At 67.0% G+C, this 21,765-nt stretch carries 21 protein-coding genes, 2 tRNA genes and 1 pseudogene; 13 read left to right on the top strand and 11 right to left on the bottom strand.

Translation table 11 applies throughout. The features are described from left to right. Together ACZYYX_RS25795 and ACZYYX_RS25790 are read left to right on the top strand one after the other, a co-directional pair. The gene (locus ACZYYX_RS25795; RefSeq protein ID WP_463817609.1) at nt 1-801 is read left to right on the top strand and encodes an Fpg/Nei family DNA glycosylase; all 801 of its coding nucleotides are present in this window, start codon (nt 1-3) and stop codon (nt 799-801) included. A 42-nt stretch (nt 802-843) separates the two neighbouring features. Beyond that, entirely contained in the window at nt 844-2,532 is a 1,689-nt protein-coding gene (locus ACZYYX_RS25790; RefSeq protein ID WP_463817607.1) for a cation:proton antiporter, read from the top strand. On the opposite strand, the gene ACZYYX_RS25785 is transcribed toward ACZYYX_RS25790, so the two are convergent. From ACZYYX_RS25785 to ACZYYX_RS25775, 3 genes are all read right to left on the bottom strand, one after another. Further along, nucleotides 2,529-3,344: a DUF1542 domain-containing protein gene (locus ACZYYX_RS25785; RefSeq protein WP_463817606.1), complete on the bottom strand. Its 816-nt coding sequence runs from the start codon at nt 3,342-3,344 to the stop codon at nt 2,529-2,531. The two genes, ACZYYX_RS25790 and ACZYYX_RS25785, sit on opposite strands and share 4 nt — an antisense overlap. An 86-nt stretch (nt 3,345-3,430) precedes the next feature. Continuing rightward, nucleotides 3,431-4,471 carry a hypothetical protein gene (locus ACZYYX_RS25780; RefSeq protein WP_463817604.1) on the bottom strand — a complete coding sequence of 347 codons (1,041 nt, stop codon included), beginning with the start codon at nt 4,469-4,471 and terminating at the stop codon, nt 3,431-3,433. A 290-nt stretch (nt 4,472-4,761) separates the two neighbouring features. Then, a complete protein-coding gene (locus ACZYYX_RS25775) occupies nt 4,762-5,955 on the bottom strand; it encodes an FAD-dependent monooxygenase (RefSeq protein WP_463817603.1) in 1,194 nt (397 codons plus the stop codon). Nucleotides 5,956-6,033: 78 nt separating this feature from the next. Between ACZYYX_RS25775 and ACZYYX_RS25770 the strand changes: the two genes are divergently transcribed. Further along, entirely contained in the window at nt 6,034-6,597 is a 564-nt protein-coding gene (locus tag ACZYYX_RS25770) for a TetR/AcrR family transcriptional regulator (protein ID WP_463817602.1), read from the top strand. 13 nt (nt 6,598-6,610) lie between these two features. Here the strand turns inward: ACZYYX_RS25770 and ACZYYX_RS25765 are convergent, their stop codons facing one another. The 3 genes from ACZYYX_RS25765 to ACZYYX_RS25755 all read right to left on the bottom strand — a co-directional run bounded on the left by ACZYYX_RS25765 (nt 6,611) and on the right by ACZYYX_RS25755 (nt 9,564). Next, a complete protein-coding gene (locus ACZYYX_RS25765) occupies nt 6,611-7,576 on the bottom strand; it encodes an SDR family oxidoreductase (protein WP_463817601.1) in 966 nt (321 codons plus the stop codon). Nucleotides 7,577-7,687: 111 nt separating this feature from the next. Next, nucleotides 7,688-8,554 carry a helix-turn-helix transcriptional regulator gene (locus tag ACZYYX_RS25760; RefSeq protein WP_463817599.1) on the bottom strand — a complete coding sequence of 289 codons (867 nt, stop codon included), beginning with the start codon at nt 8,552-8,554 and terminating at the stop codon, nt 7,688-7,690. Nucleotides 8,555-8,649: 95 nt separating this feature from the next. Beyond that, nucleotides 8,650-9,564 (bottom strand): MBL fold metallo-hydrolase, encoded by a 915-nt coding sequence (locus ACZYYX_RS25755; RefSeq protein ID WP_463817598.1) that lies wholly within the window; start codon nt 9,562-9,564, stop codon nt 8,650-8,652. 243 nt (nt 9,565-9,807) lie between these two features. On the opposite strand from ACZYYX_RS25755, the pseudogene ACZYYX_RS25750 reads away from it, so the two are divergent. Continuing rightward, a pseudogene (locus ACZYYX_RS25750) lies at nt 9,808-10,821 on the top strand (DUF1800 family protein); the annotation flags it as partial. Here the strand turns inward: ACZYYX_RS25750 and ACZYYX_RS25745 are convergent. Beyond that, nucleotides 10,811-11,161, bottom strand: coding sequence for a hypothetical protein (locus ACZYYX_RS25745; RefSeq protein ID WP_463817597.1), 351 nt, complete (start codon nt 11,159-11,161; stop codon nt 10,811-10,813). The pseudogene ACZYYX_RS25750 and the gene ACZYYX_RS25745 overlap by 11 nt on opposite strands. Before the next feature lie 23 nt (nt 11,162-11,184). Then, complete coding sequence (locus ACZYYX_RS25740) at nt 11,185-11,382, bottom strand: hypothetical protein (protein WP_463817595.1); 198 nt, start codon at nt 11,380-11,382, stop codon at nt 11,185-11,187. A 17-nt stretch (nt 11,383-11,399) separates the two neighbouring features. Here ACZYYX_RS25740 and ACZYYX_RS25735 point away from each other — a divergent pair, with 17 nt between their 5' ends. Both ACZYYX_RS25735 and ACZYYX_RS25730 read left to right on the top strand, forming a co-directional pair. After that, a complete protein-coding gene (locus ACZYYX_RS25735) occupies nt 11,400-12,020 on the top strand; it encodes a DUF1501 domain-containing protein (protein ID WP_463817594.1) in 621 nt (206 codons plus the stop codon). Between the two features lie 15 nt (nt 12,021-12,035). Continuing rightward, nucleotides 12,036-12,884 (top strand): NAD(P)-dependent oxidoreductase, encoded by an 849-nt coding sequence (locus ACZYYX_RS25730; protein WP_463817593.1) that lies wholly within the window; start codon nt 12,036-12,038, stop codon nt 12,882-12,884. A 20-nt stretch (nt 12,885-12,904) separates the two neighbouring features. On the opposite strand, the gene ACZYYX_RS25725 is transcribed toward ACZYYX_RS25730, so the two are convergent. After that, nucleotides 12,905-12,978 (bottom strand) — tRNA-Gly (locus ACZYYX_RS25725). A gap of 152 nt (nt 12,979-13,130) precedes the next feature. Between ACZYYX_RS25725 and ACZYYX_RS25720 the strand changes: the two genes are divergently transcribed. The 4 genes from ACZYYX_RS25720 (at nt 13,131) to ACZYYX_RS25705 (ending at nt 16,111) form a co-directional block, all read left to right on the top strand. After that, nucleotides 13,131-13,207, top strand: a tRNA-Pro gene (locus ACZYYX_RS25720). Between the two features lie 39 nt (nt 13,208-13,246). Beyond that, nucleotides 13,247-14,707: a trigger factor gene (tig, locus tag ACZYYX_RS25715; RefSeq protein WP_463817591.1), complete on the top strand. Its 1,461-nt coding sequence runs from the start codon at nt 13,247-13,249 to the stop codon at nt 14,705-14,707. Nucleotides 14,708-14,831: 124 nt separating this feature from the next. Further along, nucleotides 14,832-15,434 (top strand): ATP-dependent Clp protease proteolytic subunit, encoded by a 603-nt coding sequence (locus ACZYYX_RS25710; protein ID WP_064281899.1) that lies wholly within the window; start codon nt 14,832-14,834, stop codon nt 15,432-15,434. Continuing rightward, nucleotides 15,431-16,111 (top strand): ATP-dependent Clp protease proteolytic subunit, encoded by a 681-nt coding sequence (locus ACZYYX_RS25705; RefSeq protein WP_463817590.1) that lies wholly within the window; start codon nt 15,431-15,433, stop codon nt 16,109-16,111. The genes ACZYYX_RS25710 and ACZYYX_RS25705 overlap by 4 nt, the downstream gene beginning before the upstream one ends. A gap of 3 nt (nt 16,112-16,114) precedes the next feature. Here ACZYYX_RS25705 and ACZYYX_RS25700 read toward each other — a convergent pair whose 3' ends face one another. Further along, entirely contained in the window at nt 16,115-16,558 is a 444-nt protein-coding gene (locus tag ACZYYX_RS25700; protein WP_463817588.1) for a TIGR03618 family F420-dependent PPOX class oxidoreductase, read from the bottom strand. Between the two features lie 94 nt (nt 16,559-16,652). Between ACZYYX_RS25700 and ACZYYX_RS25695 the strand changes: the two genes are divergently transcribed. Continuing rightward, the gene (locus ACZYYX_RS25695) at nt 16,653-16,928 is read left to right on the top strand and encodes a hypothetical protein (protein WP_463817586.1); all 276 of its coding nucleotides are present in this window, start codon (nt 16,653-16,655) and stop codon (nt 16,926-16,928) included. Between the two features lie 261 nt (nt 16,929-17,189). Continuing rightward, nucleotides 17,190-18,470 (top strand): ATP-dependent Clp protease ATP-binding subunit ClpX, encoded by a 1,281-nt coding sequence (clpX, locus tag ACZYYX_RS25690; RefSeq protein WP_463817585.1) that lies wholly within the window; start codon nt 17,190-17,192, stop codon nt 18,468-18,470. Between the two features lie 75 nt (nt 18,471-18,545). Here clpX and fdhD read toward each other — a convergent pair whose 3' ends face one another. Next, the gene (gene fdhD, locus ACZYYX_RS25685) at nt 18,546-19,370 is read right to left on the bottom strand and encodes a formate dehydrogenase accessory sulfurtransferase FdhD (protein ID WP_463817583.1); all 825 of its coding nucleotides are present in this window, start codon (nt 19,368-19,370) and stop codon (nt 18,546-18,548) included. A 202-nt stretch (nt 19,371-19,572) separates the two neighbouring features. Here fdhD and ACZYYX_RS25680 point away from each other — a divergent pair, with 202 nt between their 5' ends. Next, nucleotides 19,573-21,750, top strand: a complete 2,178-nt coding sequence (locus ACZYYX_RS25680) for a glutamine synthetase III family protein (protein ID WP_463817582.1) — start codon at nt 19,573-19,575, stop codon at nt 21,748-21,750. Nucleotides 21,751-21,765: the final 15 nt, after the last annotated feature.

The raw sequence follows: 21,765 nt of genomic DNA, 5'->3' as shown, positions 1-21,765 counted from the left end.
ATGCCCGAAGGTCACACTATTCACCGCCTCGCGCGGCAGCACCAGCGGATGTTCAAGGGCCAGCGCGTTGCGGTGAGCAGCCCGCAGGGACGGTTCATCGACGGTGCCGATGCGGTCAACGGCAAGGTCTTCACCAGGGCCAGCGCCTACGGCAAGCACCTGTTCCATCACTACGGCGGCGACCGCATCGTGCACGTGCACCTCGGCCTGTACGGCAAGTTCAGCGTGTTCGACGTCGAGGACGGCGTGCCCGACCCGGTGGGCCAGGTGCGGATGCGCATCGTGGGCACTCAGCGCGGCACCGACCTGCGCGGACCCACGGCCTGTGAGGTGATCACCGAAGCCGAGGTCTCCGAGATCCTCGCCCGGCTGGGTCCTGACCCGTTGCGCAAAGACGCCGACCCCGGTATGGCGTGGACGCGAATCCACAAGTCCCGCAGAGTGATCGGGGCGCTGCTGATGGACCAATCGGTGCTCGCCGGTGTCGGTAATGTGTACCGCAACGAACTTCTCTACCGCCACCGCATCGACCCGCACCGCCCCGGAACCACGGTCGAGGCGAACGAGTTCGACGACGCCTGGACAGACCTCGTCGAGTTGATGAACGTCGGTGTACGCAAGGGCCGCATCATCACCATCAGACCCGAGGACGACCACGGCCTGCCCTCGTACGGGCCGAGACGCCCGCGCACGTACGTGTACCGCCGCGCCGGTGACCCGTGCCGCATCTGCGGCACACCGATCCGCACCGAAGTGCTCGAAGGGCGCAACCTGTTCTGGTGCCCCACCTGCCAGAGCTGATTCCGGTGGGCGCCCGACCGCCCGACCCGGCAGAATCACCGGGTGGAATTGATCCTGGTCGTCGTCGGAGCCATCGTCGTCACCGCGGTGGCGCACCGCCGAGGGCTCGAACCCGCCCTGATCATCGTCGTCGTCGGCATCGCCGTGTCCTTCCTGCCCGGTTTCACAGCGCCTGAACTCGATTCGCACATCCTGCTGTCGGTGGTGTTGCCGCCGCTGCTGTACTCGGCCGCGCTGGACTTCTCGTTCCCGACGTTCCTGCGCAACATCAAGCCGATCCTCGGGCTCGGTGTCGGTCTCGTCGTCGTCACCGCGTTCACCGTCGCCCTCGTGTCGTCGTGGTTGGTCGTGGTGCCGTTGACGTTCGGCACCGCTCTGGTGCTCGGTGCCATCGTGGCCCCACCGGACGCCGTGACCGCCGTGGCGGTCGGTCGCAAACTCGGACTGCCCAAGCGGGTCATGTCGATCCTCACCGGGGAGAGCCTGATCAACGATGCGGCCGCCCTGGCGCTGTTCTCCGTGGCGGTCGCGCAGGTGGCCGGCAGCCGCACGTTCATCGACAACCCGCTGCTGCTGTTCGGCTACAGCGCGGTGCTAGGTCCACTTGTCGGGGCCGCACTCGGCTACATCACGCTGTGGATCAGGCGACGTCTGGCCAACCCCGCGCTGGAGACGGTGCAGGGACTCATGGTGCCGTTCGCCGCGTTCATCGTCGCGGAGGAGATGCACGCCTCAGGCGTGTTGGCCGTGGTGGTCGCCGGGTTCGTCGTCGGCAGCGGAACGGTGGACGCCGGCTACCAGACCCGCCTGCAGGAGCGATACGTCTGGAACTCGGTGGACGTGCTGCTCGAGGCGTTCGTGTTCGCCTACATCGGCCTGCATCTGCGCTTCGTGCTCGAGGATCTGCGCCAGGCCCACGAGTCGCTCGTCGAGGTCGCCGTCGCGTCGGCGATCGTGCTGCTGATCGTGCTCGTCATCCGCCCGCTGTCGGTGTTCGCGATGTTCAGCAGGGGAGTGCTGTCCCGTCAGGTCGAAAAGCGGCTCAGCGTGCCGGTTCCCGCTCAGGGTGGGCGTGGCGCACTGGGCACCAGACGGCGTGCGGCGGTCCCGCCGCGGTGGCGTTCACGCATCGACAACCGGGCGCTGACATGGCAGGAGAACGTCGTGGTGTCGTGGACCGGCATGCGTGGAGTGGTCACTCTCGCGGCTGCGGCGGCGATTCCGGTGACCACGGCAGCGGGCGACCCGTTCCCCGAACGGGCGACGATCCAGGCCATCGCCTTCGTCGTCAGCGTCGGAACGCTTCTCCTGCAGGGTGCGACGTTACCGCTGCTGATCCGCCGCCTCGAGCTGTCCGCCGCCGACGACAAGATGTACACCGCGGCAGAGACGGAGAAGGCAGAACAGGTGGTGCATTCCGCGGCCGCGTCAGTGCTCGCCGAGTTCCGGGCCAACCCGCCGGCCGGACTGGATCCCCGGGTGCTCGCCGAGATCCGCGGGGTCGTCGCCAGGCATTCTCAGGACGCCGACGAGATGCCGGACCCGGACGCCCACACCCCGCGCGCCGAGATCTTCGCCCAGCTCTACCGGGACGTGTTGTCTGCGCAGCGGCACGCGTTGATCGCCGAGCGTGACGAGGGGCGCATCGACGACGAGGCGGTGCGGGCGATGCTCGAACGCCTCGATCTGCAGGAGGCCGGCGTATCGGCTCGGCTGGAAAGCCGGTTCTAGAAGTCGAACCCGCCGCCGAAGTCGCCCCCGCCGAAGTCCCCACCGCCGAAATCGCCGCCACCCCAGTCGTTTCCGCCGCCGTCCCAGCCACCGCCGGTGTCGGCGCCGTCGAAGCCCCCGCCGTCGAGCTGGCCCTGTTCCATACCGTCGGCGAACCCGTCGCCGTAACCGTTCTCGAATGCGTTGGCGTCGTAACCGACTCCGGCCATGCCGGAGAACAGTGACGTGAACAGCAGCGCTGAACCCACGCCCCAGGCGCCCGCCACCAGGGCCGGCTTCCACCACGGCTCCGAGTACCAGCCTGCGGGCACCGGACGTCCTGCGACCCGCCCTCCGGGGTAGTAGTTGGGGGTGCGTTGCGACGGTGTCGGCGACGCCTCGATCTGGCGCCCGTCGAAGTCGACGCTGCGATCCTCGGTGACGGCACCGGCCGTGCGCTGTCCGGACAGCGTCTCCAGATCCGGGCCCGGGTCCATGCCCATCGCTGTTCGCGCCGCGCGCACGTAATACAGCCCTTCGACCGCGCTCTCCTTCGCCAGCGCCGCCTGCTTCACGGTGGTGGCCTGGTCGATCTGCGAGGACGCGGCGGTGTAGCGCTCGGATGCGTCGGCCAGCGCCTGCTTGGAAGCGTCGTCGGTTCCGGTCAGCGCGTACACCTGACCGCCGAGGCGCTCGATGAGACGACGGGCGTCGGCCTTCGCATCGGCCAGTGAGGCTGCGCTGCGCTGACCGGATGCCTTCGACGATGCGTACACGGCGATGCCGATCGCCGCGACGACCAGCACGATGAGGAGTAGAAGAACGCCTTCCATGGTTCACAGCGTACCGACAGGTCGTCGATGCACCCGGTGTCGTTTCGGGCCGTCGCCCTGCTACGAGCTGCGGGGTTCGCGTCCGGTCACGACGCCGACGCCGCGCGCTCGGCCCGCCGCTGCGCGATCCGATCCTGCAGGCGCGGACGATCCTTCTTCGTCGCCCGTGCCGGCGTGCTCTTGTCCTTATCGGCAGCAGCGGTGTCGGCAGCAGCGGTGTCGGCGGTGGTCGACTGCTGTCGTTCCGAGAGTCGCGAGAACAGCTTCCGCACGACGCCCTGCGACTCGGTCTTGTCCCGTGTCGACGTCGTGGTCGTGGTCTCAGCCGGTGCCGTCACCGTCGCCTGTGTCACCGTCGGTGTGGCCGGGTACGTCGGGGAGGGCAGGACCACCGGGCGCTGCCGCTTGCCGGGCAGGTAGTACTGGCTCTCGATGGCCGGCCGCAGCGACTTGTCCTGGGCGGCGATCTGCTCCGGTGTCTTGGTACCCGGGTAGATCAACGGCAGGGGATAAGTGAGGAAATACCGAGTGGTGGACCCGGTTCGCGGATCGGTGTAGGTCACCGCCGGGTTGGAGAGATCGAGGCCGTTGTACCCCTCGCGGTGGACTCTCTGACTGAGGTTGTACCGGGCGAAATTCGCGGTTCCCGCCGGAACGTCGGCGACGATGTCGTACTGCCGCAGGACGAACGTCGCGTTTGAGCCGACGCCATCCGCCAGCGTCGGATGGCGATTGAAGATGTTGATGTTGCCGGGTGTACTGGGCGCACCGAGAAGATAGAACTGCGTGGTCGTGTCCTCCGGGTGAGTGTTCAGGTACTCGATGGCGGCGTCGGTGGAGTCGGAGTAGGTCCAGATCGTGTTCTGGCCGGGGTGTGCGGCGACGTAGTCCTCGATGGCCTTCGCGCCGCGCGCGAGGCTGGCGGCGTTGGGGTTGAAGTTGGCATAGGGGATCACGTCGCATCCCGCGCCCGGATCGCAGCCCTGGCCTGCCGGCGCCGCGATGCTGGCGTAGTCCACCTTGGCGCCGAACAGGCCGGTCATGTAGGCGACATCTGCCACGGCCGGCGTCGCGGACAGCAGCGCTGCGGCCGCCACCATCGGAAGTGTGGCGATGACTTTGTTCATGGATGTCGTCCTTCCGACTGTGAGAAAGCAGCAGCGACTGCTCCGGCTACGGGTTTGCCCGAATTGCTCGCGAGTAATCGTTGTCGCACGCGTCAACTCGTGACGATTTGGTCATACAGCAAACAGCGAACGGGCAGTACACGGCGATTGGCTTCTGCATGCACGCAGAGATATCGCGACATATGGCCCCCCATTCGTCGTCGGCGATGCTACGCCGGCCCGGGGGAGGCAGCACCCCCAATCGTGAATGTGCCGGGCACGCAGGAGAAATTTGCCTGCGGCGCCGTCGCTCAGGCTGCCGCGAGGGCTTCACGGGCGACGCTCTGCGCGTCGTAGCTGTTCACAGCGATCCGGTCGAAGATGGCCTCGATACGGCGGGCTTGCTCGTGCGGATCGAGATCGGTCGACCGATAGATGCGCCCCGCTTCGCGCGCGCCGTCACGGACTTGGCGTGTCCGCGCCGACCGGAGGTCCTGGTAGAGCCGTAGCCGCGCCGGCAGGTCCACGCGCGGACACCCTCGCAGGACGCTCGCCAGCGTGATGGCGTCCTCGACCGCCTGGTTGGCGCCCTGGCCCAGGTGCGGCACGACGGCGTGCGCCGAGTCCCCGAGCAGCGTGATGTGCCGCCCGGACCAGTTCGACGCCGGCTCGCGGTCATAGATGCCCCAGCGGAACGTCTCGTCCATGCGCTCGATGATGTCGAGCACCGGTTGATCCCAACCGGAGTATGCGGCGGCGAGTTCGCCAACATCGCCGGGTGCGGTCCACGATTCGGTGACGTCGAGGTCGGTCGGCACGAACGCGACGACGTTGAGGAGGCGCCCCGCGGACACCGGATAGACGAGGAAGCTGCGACCCGGTCCCATCCACATCGCGCAGGCGTCCATCGCAGCGACGGGTGCGATGCCCGCGAGACGCTCGGCGGGAATCAGCCCGCGGTAGGCCATGATGCCTTCGCTGACGGGGCGGGTGGGTTCGCTGATCAAGCCCTGCAGACGCGAATGGATGCCGTCGGCGGCGATCAGCAGATCGGCGTCGACGGCACTGCCGTCGGCGAACCGGATGGTCACCGCGTCGTCGCCGTCGCACGCCTCGATCACCTTGTGGCTCAGCATGATCGCGGTGTCGGGCAGTGCGTCGGAGAGGACCGCCTGGAATTCACCGCGGTGCAGGAACATCGTGCGGGCCGGATCGCCGAAAGAGAGTCGGGACGGTTCGCCGGCGACCGGTTGACCGCCGGCAGTGCGAAAGACATAGTGCGAATACTGTCCGGCGACCGCGCGCAGCCGCTCGCCGATGCCGAGACCGGCGAAGACCCGGGCCCCGTTGGGAGCGATAGACACCCCGGCCCCCAGCGCGCGCAGCTGTGATCCCTGCTCGTAGACCCGGGCGTCGATTCCGTGTGTGCGCAACGCCAGCGCCGCGGTCAGCCCGCCGATGCCCGCGCCGACGATCGCAACCCGCAGTGTGTCCTCGTCCGCCATGGTCAGCTCCTCTTTGGTCATTCATGTACCGATCGGCACATGATTGACGATAGACGTACCGATCGGTACGTTCAAGTGATGCCCCGCACAGCCGACCCCGAGCGCCGGGCCGAACTGCTCCGGGCGGTCGTGGGGTACCTCGAAGAGCGCGGCGTTGCCGACATGTCGCTGGCGCCTATGGCCGAGGCGCTGGGCACCAGCAAGCGCATGCTGCTCTACTACTTCGGCGACCGCGGGGAGCTGCTGGCGCAGGCGATGGCGGCCAGCCGTCCCGACACAGGCGCGATCTTCGACGGCGTGGCCACCGCCGACGACTTCGTCGCGGCTGCGCGCACGCTCTGGCGAGCGATCACCCGCGGGCGGCAGCGCCGCAGCGTCTCGCTCCTGCTGCAGGTCCTCAGTCTGGCCATCACCGATCCGGGCACCTACCAGCCCTACGCGGACGACGCCGTCACCGTGATGCTCGACCCGATCGCCGCCGCCTTGGCCGGTCTCGGCGTCGACACATCAGACGCCCGGGTGCGAGCGACGCTGGTGGTGTCCGGGCTGCGCGGACTGTGCCAGGACGGCCTGGTCACCGGTGACCGGGCGCGGGTCGACGCTGCGGCGGAGCGGGTGATCGCCGCTGCCATCGCAGACTGACAAGCTCAGGGGCTCAGAGTTTCGGGTGCGGCGACGCGGGCGTGTTGTCGAACTCCAGTCCGACGAGCCTTTCCGACAGCTCCCAGAGCCTGGCTGCCTCGGTGGCATCGCGCGCAGGCTTGTAGACCTCCTGCTCGGCAGCCGGGCCGGAGAGATGCTGGAAACCTCTGGGGCCGTACAGCTTCCCGCCGCGAGCGTCGGGATGCGTAGCGGCATACAGTGCCGGGAGCATCCCCTCCTCGGCGGACCGGTTCACCAATCCCAGTCGGGCGGCCACCCGAACTGCGCGAAGGCCTGGCGTATCACGTGCGCGCCCGAGCGCCGGCTGCGCGGCGAGAAGGTTGGTCGGTGTGACACCCGGGTGCGACGCATTGCTGGTGATGCCCCAGCCATAGCGCTGGCTTCGACGGTCCAACTCGAGGGCGAACATCAGGTTGGCGATCTTGGACTGGCTGTAGGCCTTCGATTCCGAGTAGGTCGACTCGAAGTCGGGGTCGTCCCAGTTTATTTCGTTGAATCGCGCGGAAACGCTGGTCTGCGTGGTCACCCGGGCCCGTCCTGCGGCCAACAGCGGCAGGAGCCGCGCAGTGAGCGCGAAGTGCCCGAGATGATTGCTGCCCCACTGCAGTTCGAACCCGTCAGCGGTGGTCTGTCGGCTCGGTGGGCTCATGACACCGGCGTTGTTGATCAACACATGGATGGGCCGACCCTCGCTGATGCACTCCCCGGCCAGATCGGCGACGGACTGTAGTGACGACAGGTCCAGCGACTTCAGTGTGATTTGCGCCCGGGGGGTGTTGGTGCGGATCCGTTCGACGGCCCGCCGGCCCTTGTCGGCATTGCGCACCGGCAGGATCAGCTCTGCGCCGGCAGCTGCCAGTCGATCGGCCAGAGCGAGGCCGATGCCGTCGCTCCCGCCGGTGATCATGATCGATCGCCCTGTCATGGTGGGAACCGCCGCATGCTCTGGCGTCGCCATCTCGGTCTCCTCGTCGCGTGGCTGTGGGTGCAGTCCCGACGTTGTCACTGTTTTCGCCGCGCGTTCAGGACGCGTCTATCCCAGGAGTGCCCGTCCCTCCCTGCGGGCGCGTCAGCCCGGGCTGACCGCATCCACACGTGCCTCGCGCATGTACGCCTCCGGATCGGAGCCCAGTGCGCAGAGTTTGGCGTGGCTCGGCGTCCCGGGTTCGGCAGTGAACACCAGCAACGTGTGCAGTTGTGTTGTGTCGTACAGGATCTGGCAGTAGAGATCCAGTACGCCCAGCGTCGGGTGCGCGACACGCTTGGACATTTCGTGGGGGAGATCCACGTCGTGGCGCTCCCAGCACTCGACGAATTCCGGGCTCCGCTCCAGCAGATGCTCGACGATGTCGGCTGTCCGTGAACCCGGCCCGTCGCGCACGAACCCCGTCCGTGCGGCTGCGACGTACGACCGCCCGATCTTCTCGTGGTCCTCGACCGGGTAGATGTGCCGGCTGTCCTCGTAGGTGAACCATCGATACAGCACGCTTCGCGCCATCCCCTGGTGTCGGGTCTCATCGCCGAGCAGGGCCCGCGCTGTCGGCGTCTGCACCAACGTCTCCCCGAGAGCAGACATCACCTGCGCCGGAGTGTCCTGCACTCGGTCCAGAATGCGCATCATCGCGGGACTGACGTGACCGCTGACCGGCGTGCGGGCAGGTGCATTGTGCCCCGCGAGCCGGAACAGGTGATCACGTTCGTCCAGGGACAGCCTCAGCGCTCGGGCCAGGGCGGCCACCACTTCTGCCGACGGTTGCGAGCCGCGTTGCTGTTCCATCCTGCTGTAGTAGTCCGTCGAGATCATCGCGAGAGCCGCAACCTCCTCACGACGCAATCCGGCGGTCCGCCGCCGCAGGCCGGCGGGCAACCCGACGTCGTCCGGTGTGAGTGCCTGGCGCCGATGGCGAAGGAATTCGGCGAACTGGGCCTGCTCCATGTCGCCATTGTCCCCGACCGTGGGCTGCCCACCAGGGGACTGACAACTGGAATTGTCCTCCGTGCTGAGACGGCACCGCCTCTACACAGCGCGCGTCATCGTGGTGGCGCAGCGAGGACGTCGGTCGCGATGGGCTCCCAACGCGCCACGCCGCTGTCACCGCGGATGACACGGCCGAACGGCTGGTCTCCGAAATGGACGGCGAACGCTTCGGTGTCGGGTTGGCAGAGTTCGTCGAGAAGGCGAGCGCGCGCCTCGGGTACCAGATCGGGCGCCGTGTCCGGAGCCGATCCCCACGCGGGATGGCTCAGCTGCGCGGGAGTGTGAAAGGCGTCGCCGAAGGCGATCATTCGCCGGCCAGACGGTGAGGTGATCACATAAGACGTGTGTCCGGCACTGTGTCCCGGTGTGATGAGCGCGGTGACACCCGGCAGAATCTCTTCGCCGTCGGTCACCCGCCGCAGAGTCGAAAGCCGTTGCATGGGTTCGGTGATCGTGTCGTGGTCGCATGCTCCAAGGGGGTGTTCGCCGCGCTGAAACGGCTGCAGTTCGAGTTCGGCGACGACATACTGCGCGTTGGGGAACGTGGGAACTCTGCGGCCACCATCGCCGTCGACGAAAGCCCATCCGGCGTGGTCGACATGGAGGTGGGTGAGCGCGAAGACGTCGATGTCCTCGGGGCTGACGCCGACCGATGCCAGAGTGGCCAGGAATGCGCCACAGTCGGTTCGTCCGATTTCGTTCGTGGTCTGAACGTCGCCCAGCCCAGCGTCGATTAGCAGCGTGGTGTCGGTGGACTGGACGATCAGTCCGCCCGCGGACATGGCGATATCGCCCTCTGGGCCGATCTCTTCCGGATGCTTGTCCCAGTACCACTGCGGAACCGCGCGCAGGAACGCCTCTGCCGACAGCCACATGGCACCGTCGACGACATAGGTGAATGTCAGCTCGCCGATCGAACGACGCCGTACCGATGACTGTTCGCCGATCCTGCCGATAGTGGTTCTCATAGACGGACCTCCGAGCTCAGGAGCAGGTGCTGACCTCTCACCCAGACTGCCAGCTCGCCGCATCGACGATGTCGAGCCTGTTCTGACGTGCACCCCAGCCAACTGCCAGGTTGTGCGGTCACAGTGGCAGTCATGTCCGAATCGCGCAGCCCCGGAACCTAAGGGTGCCGAGTCAATCGGCGCTGTGGGTCACCACGGCTCGCCTGTTGCGCCGCATGGGCTTCGGCACCGCCGGGGCCGGCCGTCGGTGAGCCCGTCGGGGAGAAGCTGACCCTGCTGTGGCACAACCACTTCGCGACGTCGGCGGCGAAGGTACGCACCGCCGCATGGATGGCCGCCCAGAATCGGACATTGCGAACGCTGTGCCTCGCCGACTTCCGCACCTTGTCCTATGCGATGTTGACGGATTCGGCGATGCTCGACTGGCTCGACGCGCAGACCAACACCGCCCGCTCGGCCAACGAGAACCTGGCGCGAGAGTTCATGGAGCTGTTCGCGCTCGGTCACGGCAACGGCTACACCGAAGACGACGTCCGATCCGGGGCACGGGCATTGACGGGCTGGGTGCTGAACCGGGTCGGGGAACCCTCGATGAAGGCCAATCGGCACGACGACGGCGTCAAGACCCTGCTCGGGGTCACCGGCAACCTCGACGCCGCGCAGTTCTGTGACATCGTTCTAGCGCAACCACATTCGCCGACCTACGTGACCGGCAGGCTGTGGAGTCAACTCGCTGGAGGCGATCCGTCTCCGGCTGCATCGGCACGCCTGAGCGCGGCCTATGGACCGAACCGGGACCTGCGGGCACTCACCCGGGCGGTGCTCACCGATCCGGAGTTCGTCGCCGCCCGGTCAGCGATGGTGAACACGCCCGTCGAATGGCTCGTGGGGGTGGCGCGGTCGCTCCGTGTGTCATTGGCGAACGAAAAGCATTCTGCCGCCACGCAGTCTGCGCTGAGGACGCTCGGTCAGCGGCCCTTCTTCCCTCCTGACGTCGGGGGATGGCCGCACGGTCAGGTGTGGCTGTCGACAGCCAGCACCTCGGTGCGATTCGCGGCGGCGGCGGCGTTGGCGACGGGCGCCGACCTGTCGACCATCGAGCAGGCCGCACCTGGCGACCGGCTTGACGCCGTGGGCTACCTCATCGGCATCGGCGACTGGACCGACAGGAGCGCCGCCGCGTTGGCGCCGCTGGCGTCCAATCCGCACCGGCTCGTCGCCGCCGCGGTCAACACCCCCGAATACCTCACGTCGTAGGGAACAGAGGATGCCGGACATCAACCGTAGGAAGTTCCTGCTCGCCAGCGCCGGGGTCGGTGCGCTCGGACTGCTGTCCGGAGCGGCGGCCGTCGAGTGGCCCGACCTGATCGCAGCGGCGCGCCGCCAGCCGCTGGCGAAGGGGAGCGGCATCGCCGTCGTCGTCACCCTGTACGGAGGCAACGACGGCATCAACACGCTGATCCCGTACGCCGACAACGCTTACCGCGACGCGCGGCCCGAGCTGGCGTACGCGCCGGCCGACGTGTTGCACCTCGATGACCGACTCGGCCTCAACCCCGCGATGACGGGCATGCACGGTCTCTGGCAGGACGGCCATCTCGCGATCGTGCGCGGCGTCAGCTATCCCAAGCCGGACCACAGCCACTTTCGGTCCATGGACATCTGGCAGACCGCGTCCCCGAGCGAGCCGGTGAGCACGGGCTGGGTGGGCCGGTGGCTCGACAGCACGGGCGACGACCCGCTTCGGGCCGTCAACGTGGGCGCAGTTCTGCCGCCGATGGCCGTCGGGCAGCGGGCCACGGCCGCGGCATTGACCACGACCCGATTCCATATCGGTGACATCGACTTCGGTCGTCGCCGCGCTGAGCGCAACAGACCCCCGCGACACCGACGTCATGGCCGCGGTGGCGGCGTCCTACCGCGCGACCGGCACGGCGGACCCGACCTTTGCACATCTCGGCGACACCCATCAAGGAGACGGCGCGTCCCTGAGTGCCCAACTCGACACGGTGGCCGCCGCCGTCACGGCGGGCGTCCCGACCCGGCTCTACATGGTCTCGCTCGGCGGGTTCGACACCCACGCCGACGAGCGCGGCACTCAGCAACGGCTCCTGCAGACGCTCGACCGGGCAGTGACGCCATTCCTCCGCCGGATGGCCGCCGACCAGCACGGGCGCAACGTCGTGGTGATGGCGTACTCCGAGTTCGGACGCCGCGTGCGTGCCAATGCCTCCCAGGGCACAGATCACGGGACGGCAGGCCCGGTGTTCGTCGCGGGCGCCCCAGTCCGCGGCGGCTTCTACGGTGACGAACCCAGCCTGACCGATCTCGACGACGGAGATCTGAAGTACACGACCGATTTTCGTGACGTCTATCAGGATCTGCTGGCCAACGTCCTCGACGCCGATCCCACACCGGTGATCGGCGGAGGGCGCAGCAGCCTGAAGATCGTGTGACGCAGAATGGCGTCTATGAACATCGCGGTGTTGGGAACGGGTGCGATGGGCGCCGGCATGGCGCAGTCGCTGCTGCGCGAGGGCTTCGACGTGACAGTGTGGAATCGCACGCCGGCTCGGTCGGAACCGCTGGCCGACGACGGAGCACTGGTCGCGCTGGATCCGGTGGCGGCCGTGGCCGACGCCGACGTCGTGCTGGCGATGCTCTTCGACACGGAGTCGACGGTGTCGGTGATGGACACGGTGCTGCCCCACGTGAAAGGCGGGGCCGTGTTCGTGCAGTGCGCGACCGTCGGGGTGCAGGGCGCCGCACAGACCGCGTCGCTGGCCGCCGCGCACGGGGTGGCCTTCCTCGACTGCCCGGTGCTCGGCACGAAGGCACCCGCGGAGCAGGGCAAGCTCGTGATGCTGGCGTCCGGGGATCCCGCCCTGCGGGACCGGGTGCAGCCGGCGTTCGACGCGGTGGGGTCCAAGACCCTCTGGGTCGGTGACGAGCCGGGGGCGGGGTCCAAGCTCAAGCTGGCGTGCAACGCGTGGATCGCCTCCATCGCCGCGGCGACCGCGCAGTCGATGGCACTGGCCAAGGGCCTCGGCGTGGACCAGCGGCAGGTGCTGGAGGCGCTCGACGGATCGGCGGCGAACTCGGCCTACCTGCAGATGAAGGGCACCGCGATCATCGAGGAGTCGTATGCGCCGCAGTTCAGCGTGGACGGCGTGCGCAAGGACACCGGACTCATCCGGGCCGCGCTCGCCGAGTCCGGGGTGTCCACGGCGCTCATCGACGGCGTCCGCGCGGTGTTCGACGGCGCGAGCGAAGCCGGCCACGGCGGCGACGACATGGCCGCGGTGTACTTCGGGTTCTGAACGGGCTTTCTGAACGTGCGTGGAGCGGGCGACGGGAATCGAACCCGCGTAATCAGTTTGGAAGACTGAGGCTCTACCATTGAGCTACGCCCGCGTGTCACCGCAGCGCCGCTGCAGTACCGCCAGAGGATACCGGCCCCGCCCCTCGAGAATCCAATCGCCATCTGGATGTGGCTTCGTTGAGGTCAGGACGTAGGATCGCCGGTGGTCTGACGCTGCGCGCGAGCGTGAGGCGGCAGCGACGACCGGGGTGTAGCGCAGCTTGGTAGCGCATCCGCTTTGGGAGCGGAAGGCCGCAGGTTCAAATCCTGTCACCCCGACCAGTTCGACCCATCAGACGAAAGCAATAGAGGAGTACGAGAGTGAAGAGCACCGTCGAGAAGCTGAGCCCGACCCGGGTGCGCATCAACGTGGAGGTGCCCTTCACCGAACTCGAGCCAGAGATCGACAACGCCTTCAAGCAGCTGGCCAAGCAGGTCCGACTGCCCGGCTTCCGTCCGGGTAAGGCACCCCGCAAGCTTCTCGAGGCCCGCGTCGGCCGCGGCGCCGTGCTCGAGCAGGTCGTCAACGACGCGCTGCCCACCCGCTACAGCGAGGCCATCACCTCGGAGTCGCTGCAGCCCATCGGCCAGCCCGAGATCGAGGTGACCAAGCTCGAGGACAACGAGGAGCTGGTGTTCACCGCCGAGGTGGACATCCGGCCCGAGATCGACCTGCCCGACCTGAGCACCCTCAAAGTCACCGTCGACCCGATCACGGTCGAGGACTCCGACGTCGAGGCGGAGCTCGATTCGCTGCAGAAGCGCTTCGGCACGCTGACCGGTGTCGAGCGCGCCGCCGAGAACGGTGACTTCGTCTCCATCGATCTGTCGGCCACCGTCGACGGCGAGGACGTCCCAGAGGCCGCGACCGAAGGGCTCTCCCACGAGGTCGGCTCCGGCCAGCTCATCGACGGGCTCGACGAGGCGATCGTCGGGCTCTCCGAGGGCGAGTCCGCGACGTTCACCACGACTCTGGTCGCCGGCGAGCACGCCGGTCAGGAAGCCGAGGTCACCGTCACGGTGAAGTCGGTCAAGACCCGCGAACTGCCCGAATTGGACGATGAATTCGCCCAGCTGGCAAGCGAATTCGACACCATCGACGAGCTCAAGGCCGACCTGCGCGAGAAGGTGGCCCGGGTCAAGCGCGTGCAGCAGGCCGAGGCCATCCGCGACAAGGCCATCGAGGAGCTGCTCACCCAGGTCGAGGTGCCGCTGCCCGAGGCGGTCGTGCAGGCCCAGGTCGACGACACGCTGCACAACGCCATCCACGGGCTCGACCACGACGAGTCGAAGTTCGCCGACTCGCTCGCCGAGCAGGGCAGCAGCCGCGAGGAGTTCGACGCCGAGAACCGCGCCAACGCGGAGAAGGCGATCAAGACGCAGCTGCTGATGGATGCGATCGCCGACAAGCTGGACATCCAGGTGGGGCAGAACGACATCACCGAGCGGCTGGTGCTCATGTCGCGCCAGTACGGCATCGAGCCCCAGCAGCTGATCCAGATGCTGCAGCAGAACAACCAGCTGCCGGCGATGTTCGCCGATGTGCGTCGCGGGCTCACCGTCGCAGCTGTCGTGCACGGCGCGACCGTCACTGACACCGACGGCACCGAGATCGACACCACCGAGTTCTTCGGGCCCTCCGGTGACGCCGCCGTTGCGAACGACGAATCCGACATCGAATCCGACACCGAATCCGACGTCGAGGCTGTCGAGGCTGCAGCCGCCGAGACCGCTGACGAGACCGAAGCCACTGAGACGCCCGGGGACGACGACACCAAGTGATGCTCTGAGCGAACGCGCGGCGTCTGGGGACTCCCCAGCGCCGCGGGTTGGTTAGTGTCGTGCATAAGACCGGTCACCGCGTCCGAAGTACACAGAAGAAAGCAGGTATCCAGTCGTGACTGACATGCGTGGCGCCTCGTCGGGCCTCAACCTTGTCGACTCGGTGTATGAGCGGTTGCTGGCCGAGCGCATCATCTTCCTGGGCTCCCAGGTCGACGATGACATCGCCAATCGGCTGTGCGCCCAGATCCTGCTGCTGTCGGCCGAGGATCCCACCAAGGACATCCACCTCTACATCAACTCGCCCGGCGGCTCTATCAGCGCCGGTATGGCGATCTACGACACGATGGTGCTGGCCCCCTGCGACGTCGCGACCTACGCGATGGGGATGGCGGCATCGATGGGCGAGTTCCTGCTCGCCGCGGGCACCAAGGGCAAGCGCTACGCCCTGCCCCACGCGCGCATCCTGATGCACCAGCCGCTCGGCGGTATCACCGGCGGCGCCGCGGACATCGCGATCCAGGCCGAGCAGTTCAGCAGCATCAAGAAGGAGATGTTCCGCCTGAACGCGGAGTTCACCGGGCAGAGCATCGAGCGCATCGAGGCCGATTCCGATCGTGACCGGTGGTTCACCGCGCAGGAAGCGCTCGAATACGGCTTCGTCGATCACATCATCACCAGCGTCACCATCAACGGTGACGGACCAGGAGCAGGAATCGACAAATGACCGATAACACTTCTCGTCACCCAGCGGCCATTCACCCGGCCCTGGATCCTCGCGTGCAGCCGCAGGCCCGCTACATCCTGCCGTCGTTCATCGAGCACTCCAGCTTCGGCGTCAAGGAATCGAACCCGTACAACAAGCTGTTCGAGGAACGCATCATCTTCCTCGGCGTGCAGGTCGATGACGCGTCGGCCAACGACATCATGGCCCAGCTCCTGGTGCTCGAGTCGCTCGATCCCGATCGCGACATCACGATGTACATCAACTCGCCGGGTGGCTCGTTCACCAGCCTGATGGCGATCTACGACACGATGCAGTACGTGCGCGCCGACATCCAGACCGTGTGCCTGGGGCAGGCGGCCTCCGCCGCGGCCGTCCTACTCGCCGCGGGTACGCCCGGTAAGCGTCTGGCCCTGCCGAACGCCCGCGTGCTGATCCATCAACCCGCCCTCGGCGGTGTCATCCAGGGCCAGTTCTCCGATCTGGAGATCCAGGCCGCGGAGATCGAGCGCATGCGCACGTTGATGGAGGAGACGCTGTCGCGGCACACCGGCAAGCCCGCCGACGTGATCCGCAAGGACACCGATCGCGACAAGATCCTCACCGCCGAGGCGGCGAAGGATTACGGGATCATCGACACGGTGCTGCAGTACCGCAAGCTGTCCGCGCAGAACGCCTGACAGTCAGCCGTTGCTGTAGACCCTCGTCGGGGTCACCAGCACCGCAGTGCGCCGCTGTTCGCGCATGGTCGCGTCGTAGGCCGCCCAGTCGTCGTGGGTGCCGCCTGCGGCGGTGAAGATGTCGCGGAGCAGCTGCGCGAGCATCTGTTCCGACTCCAGCCATGGCTGGGCGTCGTCCGGTCCGGCCAGTTCGGCGCGTCCCTCGACCGTCGCCCACTGCCATCCGTTGCGGAACGTGACCGCGGTCTGCGGTCGCGCGCGCAGGTTGGCCAGCTTCACGCGCCCGTAGGTGACGTACCCCAGCACCAGCTCGCCGGAGGCGGGGTGCGCAAGCGCGCCGGCGTTGATGAGCGACGCCTGGATCGTCAGATCGGCGCGCAGTGTCGACACGACGGCCAGGCCGTTTTCCGTCCGGGCCAGCTCGACAGCGTCGGTGAGGGTGGTCACGTCCACAGGCTACGGCCGGCAAAAGTCCGCGGGTCGGCGGCGTACGTGCCACGCTGAGATCTACGTGATCGTCAATATGCGAGGAGGAGTCGTCATGAGGAAGTCTCTGCTGCTGACCGCGGCCGCAGCGAGCGCGGCGGCAGCCTTCGCCACCGGCGTCGCGAACGCTCAGGAACCGGTGTGTCCTGCCGGTACGTACTGGGACGCAGCAATCGCTCAGTGCGTCGCGGTCAACGTCTACGTCAACCCGCCCAACCCCGTCGTGGGTCCCGTCGGTCCTGTCGGGGTGGGCGGCGTCGTCGGCCCCGTCGGGCCCGGTCCGGTCGGTCCCGGACCCATCGGACCCGGCCCCCTGGGACCCGGGCGCTGACGGGTCGGACGGTCCCCGGCAGCGATCGGTACTCTCGGTCGAGTAACAGCGGCGACACGCCAGAGACACGGTGGTGCGTTCCAGGGCCCCATCGGACGGTCAGGCGATATGTTGACGCGACCACACGTGAATATCAGCGGCGCTATTCGGCCTCATCGGTCGCATAGGGCCGGAAGATGCGGGTAGCGTCGGAAGAGCGTTGCGGTGCGACCCACCGAATGATCGTTGTGCAACAGCAAGAGGAAGTAGGACCCCTGCACCATGGCACGCATTGGAGACGGCGGTGACTTGCTGAAGTGCTCGTTCTGCGGCAAGAGCCAGAAGCAGGTGAAGAAGCTCATCGCGGGACCGGGTGTCTACATCTGCGACGAGTGCATCGATCTGTGCAACGAGATCATCGAGGAAGAACTCGCCGACGCTGACGACGTCAAGCTCGACGAGCTCCCCAAGCCCGCGGAGATCCGCGACTTCCTCGAGAGCTACGTCATCGGTCAGGACACCGCGAAGCGCACGCTCGCCGTAGCGGTCTACAACCACTACAAGCGCATCCAGGCGGGGGAGAAGAGCCGCGACTCGCGCTCCGAGCCCGTCGAGCTGGCCAAGTCCAACATCCTGATGCTCGGCCCCACCGGCTGCGGGAAGACCTACCTCGCGCAGACGCTGGCCAAGATGCTCAACGTGCCGTTCGCTATCGCCGACGCCACCGCCCTGACTGAAGCCGGCTACGTCGGCGAGGACGTCGAGAACATTCTGCTCAAGCTGATTCAGGCGGCCGACTACGACGTCAAGCGCGCAGAGACCGGAATCATCTACATCGACGAGGTCGACAAGATCGCCCGCAAGAGCGAGAACCCGTCGATCACCCGGGACGTGTCCGGCGAGGGTGTCCAGCAGGCGCTGCTGAAGATCCTCGAGGGCACGCAGGCGTCGGTGCCCCCGCAGGGCGGACGCAAGCACCCGCACCAGGAGTTCATCCAGATCGACACCACCAACGTCCTGTTCATCGTGGCGGGTGCGTTCGCCGGCCTGGAACGGATCGTGTCCGACCGCGTCGGCAAGCGGGGCCTCGGCTTCGGGGCCGAGGTGAAGTCCAAGGCCGAGATCGACACGCAGGACCACTTCGCCGAGGTCATGCCCGAGGACCTGATCAAGTTCGGTCTGATCCCTGAGTTCATCGGCCGTCTGCCGGTGGTCGCCTCGGTGACCAACCTGGACAAGGAGTCGTTGGTCCAGATCCTGTCGCAGCCGAAGAACGCCCTGGTGAAGCAATACACCCGGCTCTTCGAGATGGACGGCGTGGAGCTCGAGTTCGACGAGGACGCGTTGGACGCGATCGCCGATCAGGCCATCCATCGCGGTACCGGTGCGCGTGGTCTGCGCGCCATCATGGAAGAGGTCCTGCTGCCGGTGATGTATGACATCCCCAGCCGCGATGACGTCGCCAAGGTCGTCGTGACCAAGGAGACCGTCGAGGACAACGTCCTGCCGACGATCGTGCCCCGCAAGCCTTCTCGCACGGAGCGCCGCGACAAGACTGCCTGACGCGATCAAGCGGCGAGGGCGAGCCGCGTTGAGGGTCAGGCCGGGGGCACTGCTAGTTCTCTCACCGCTTTCGCGTCAGTTGATGACGCGATCCGGCCGGGCGTAGACGTTCATCGATTGGCCGCGCAGGAACGCCACCAGGGTCAGTCCCGACTGCGCGGCCAAATCCACCGCCAACGATGACGGCGCGGACACCGCGGCCAACATCGGGATGCCGGCCATCACCGCCTTCTGCGTGAGTTCGAACGACGCCCGGCCACTCACCAACAACACCGTGCCTCCGAGTGGAATGCGGTGCTGCTCTAGTGCCCAGCCGATGACCTTGTCGACGGCGTTGTGTCTGCCGATGTCCTCACGCACCACGAGCGGCTGGCCGTCGGCGTCGAAGAGCCCGGCACCGTGCAATCCTCCGGTGGCGGCGAACACCTTCTGCCGACGGCGCAGTTCCGCAGGCATGTCCGCCAGCACGTCGGCGTCGACGGTCAACGGATCGTCACCGGGGGCGTGCTTGCTGACCAAGCGCACCGCCTCCAGCGATGCCTTGCCGCACACCCCGCAGGACGACGTCGTGTAGAAGTTGCGCGTGGGGTCGACGTCCGGCGGTGCCACACCCGGCGTCAACGTCACGTCCAGGACGTTGTAGCTGTTGACTCCGTCGTCGTCGGCGCCGCGGCAGTAGCGGACAGAGGAGATGTCCTCCCGACCCGCGACCACACCCTCGGTGAGCAGGAAGCCCTGCGCGAGCTCCACGTCGGAACCCGGGGTGCGCATCGTGACCGTCAGGGGACGGCCGTCGACGCGGATCTCCAGCGGCTCTTCGACGGCCAAGGTCTCCGGTCGGGCGGTGGAACCACCGGCCGTCACGTGGTGCGCGCGTCGACGGGACGTCACCCGACCCACGGACGTACCTCTCCTCGCGACATCTGTCCATTGTGGTCTGTTCGGGCAGCGACGGCCACGACGGCTGTCCGACGACGGTTGGTAATGGACGTTTTGCGGCGTTGACGTTCGCGTAACAGGATCGGCATCCGGTGTTCCTACTGTTGGCCGGTCAATCGTCTGTGAATCAGAACGCGGACGACGCAGCGGATAAGGAAGTCCATTGAGCGGTAACTCGGTGCGCCTGCAGGCGATCAACAATGTCGAAGCGTATGTCCCGCCGGCCATCAGCTTCGATCCGACGGAGGCGCCCGGTGAGGTGTTCGGCTCGAATGTCTTCACCAAGGCGGAGATGCAATTGCGTCTCCCCAAGTCGGTGTACAAGTCAGTCGTCGCCACCATCGAGAAGGGCGCCAAACTCGATCCGGCGGTGGCCGACTCGGTCGCCTCGGCGATGAAGGACTGGGCGCTGTCGAGGGGTGCCACCCACTACGCGCACGTCTTCTACCCGATGACCGGGCTCACTGCCGAGAAGCACGACAGCTTTCTCGAGCCCGTCTCCGACGGCCAGACGCTGGCCGAGTTCGCGGGCAAGACCCTGATCCAGGGTGAACCCGACGCGTCGAGCTTCCCGTCGGGCGGTCTGCGCAGCACCTTCGAGGCGCGCGGTTACACGGGCTGGGACGTCACCAGCCCGGCGTACATCCTGGAGAACCCCAACGGCAACACGCTGTGCATCCCGACGGTCTTCGTCTCGATGACCGGTGAGGCGCTTGACTACAAGACGCCGCTGCTGCGCAGCCAGCAGGCGATGGGCGCACAGGCTGAGCGCATCCTCAAGCTGTTCGGTCACAAGAATTTCGACAACATCGTCTCGTTCTGTGGCCCCGAACAGGAGTACTTCCTCGTCGACCGGCACTTCTTCCTGGCCCGTCCCGACCTGATCAACGCGGGCCGCACGCTGTTCGGCGCCAAGCCGCCCAAGGGTCAGGAGTTCGACGACCACTACTTCGGCTCGGTCCCCGAGCGGGTGCTCGGGTTCATGATGGACACCGAGCGTGAGCTGTTCAAGCTCGGTATTCCGGCCAAGACCCGGCACAACGAGGTCGCCCCGGGACAGTTCGAGATCGCGCCGATGTTCGAGCGGGCCAACATCGCCGCCGATCATCAGCAGTTGTTGATGACGATCTTCCGCAACGTCGCGAAGAAGCACGGCATGGAGTGCCTGTTCCACGAGAAGCCCTTCGCCGGGGTCAACGGTTCGGGCAAGCACGTCAACTTCTCCATGGGCAACGCCCAATTCGGCAGCCTGCTCGTGCCCGGTGACACCCCGCACGAGAATGCGCAGTTCCTGGTGTTCTGCGCGGCGGTCATTCGTGCGGTGCACAAGTTCGCGGGCCTGCTGCGTGTGTCGGTGGCCTCGGCCACCAACGATCATCGGCTGGGCGCGAACGAGGCTCCGCCGGCGATCATCTCGATCTTCCTCGGCGCGCAGCTGGCCGACGTGTTCGAGCAGATCGCCAAGGGTGCGGCGACGTCGTCGAAGGGCAAGGGGTCGATGATCATCGGCGTCGACACTCTGCCCGAACTGCCCACCGATCCGGGTGACCGTAACCGCACCAGCCCGTTTGCGTTCACGGGCAACAGGTTCGAGTTCCGCGCTCCGGGGTCGGGCCAGACGATCAACGTGCCGATGATCATCCTGAACACGATCATGGCCGACTCGCTGGACTACATGGCGACGGTGCTCGAGGAGGCAGTCGGCGGCGGCGAGGAGTTCGATCAGGCCGTGCAGAAGCTACTCACGGAGATCATCACCGAGCACGGTGCGGTGGTGTTCAACGGGGACGGGTACTCGGAGAACTGGCAGGTCGAGGCCGCCGAGCGCGGGCTGCCGAACCTGAAGACGACGCTGGACGCGATCCCGGAGCTCATCAAGCCCGAGGCGGTCGAGGTCTTCGAACGCTACGGGGTGTTCAACGAGCGAGAGTTGCACAGCCGCTATGAAGTTCGGCTCGAGCAGTACGCGCTGACGGTCGGTGTGGAGGCCAAGCTCGCGCTGGAACTCGGCACCACGGTGATCCTGCCCGCAGCGGTGCGCTATCAGACGGAGCTGGCGCAGAACGTGGCCACCTTGAAGGCGGCGGGGGTGTCGGCCGATACGGCGATGCTGGAAGCTGTTTCGGCTCCGATCGCCGAGCTGACCGCGGCTCTGTCGACGCTGAAAGCGGGGCTGGCCGACCACTCCGCCGAGTCCGCACTCGACGAGGCCACGCACGCGCAGAAGGTGTTGCTGCCGGCGATGGATGCCGTTCGGGCCGCCGCGGACACGTTGGAGGGAGTCGTGGCCGACGACCTGTGGCCGCTGCCGACCTATCAGGAGATGCTCTACATCCTCTGAGATGCCTGATGACGG

The sequence above is a fragment of the Mycobacterium sp. IDUB_1 genome (assembly GCF_055419625.1).
This window is presented reverse-complemented; position numbering and strand designations above follow the sequence as displayed.

What these genes read in the sequence shown, in the direction of transcription:
- ACZYYX_RS25795 (WP_463817609.1), top strand. Translation starts at nt 1, where the DNA reads ATGCCCGAAGGTCACACTATTCACCGCCTCGCGCGGCAGCACCAGCGG.
- ACZYYX_RS25785 (WP_463817606.1), bottom strand. Translation starts at nt 3,344, where the DNA reads ATGGAAGGCGTTCTTCTACTCCTCATCGTGCTGGTCGTCGCGGCGATC.
- ACZYYX_RS25780 (WP_463817604.1), bottom strand. Translation starts at nt 4,471, where the DNA reads ATGAACAAAGTCATCGCCACACTTCCGATGGTGGCGGCCGCAGCGCTG.
- ACZYYX_RS25775 (WP_463817603.1), bottom strand. Translation starts at nt 5,955, where the DNA reads ATGGCGGACGAGGACACACTGCGGGTTGCGATCGTCGGCGCGGGCATC.
- ACZYYX_RS25770 (WP_463817602.1), top strand. Translation starts at nt 6,034, where the DNA reads ATGCCCCGCACAGCCGACCCCGAGCGCCGGGCCGAACTGCTCCGGGCG.
- ACZYYX_RS25765 (WP_463817601.1), bottom strand. Translation starts at nt 7,576, where the DNA reads ATGGCGACGCCAGAGCATGCGGCGGTTCCCACCATGACAGGGCGATCG.
- ACZYYX_RS25760 (WP_463817599.1), bottom strand. Translation starts at nt 8,554, where the DNA reads ATGGAGCAGGCCCAGTTCGCCGAATTCCTTCGCCATCGGCGCCAGGCA.
- ACZYYX_RS25755 (WP_463817598.1), bottom strand. Translation starts at nt 9,564, where the DNA reads ATGAGAACCACTATCGGCAGGATCGGCGAACAGTCATCGGTACGGCGT.
- ACZYYX_RS25745 (WP_463817597.1), bottom strand. Translation starts at nt 11,161, where the DNA reads ATGGCCGTCCTGCCAGAGACCGTGCATGCCCGTCATCGCGGGGTTGAG.
- ACZYYX_RS25730 (WP_463817593.1), top strand. Translation starts at nt 12,036, where the DNA reads ATGAACATCGCGGTGTTGGGAACGGGTGCGATGGGCGCCGGCATGGCG.
- ACZYYX_RS25710 (WP_064281899.1), top strand. Translation starts at nt 14,832, where the DNA reads ATGCGTGGCGCCTCGTCGGGCCTCAACCTTGTCGACTCGGTGTATGAG.
- ACZYYX_RS25705 (WP_463817590.1), top strand. Translation starts at nt 15,431, where the DNA reads ATGACCGATAACACTTCTCGTCACCCAGCGGCCATTCACCCGGCCCTG.
- ACZYYX_RS25695 (WP_463817586.1), top strand. Translation starts at nt 16,653, where the DNA reads ATGAGGAAGTCTCTGCTGCTGACCGCGGCCGCAGCGAGCGCGGCGGCA.
- clpX (WP_463817585.1), top strand. Translation starts at nt 17,190, where the DNA reads ATGGCACGCATTGGAGACGGCGGTGACTTGCTGAAGTGCTCGTTCTGC.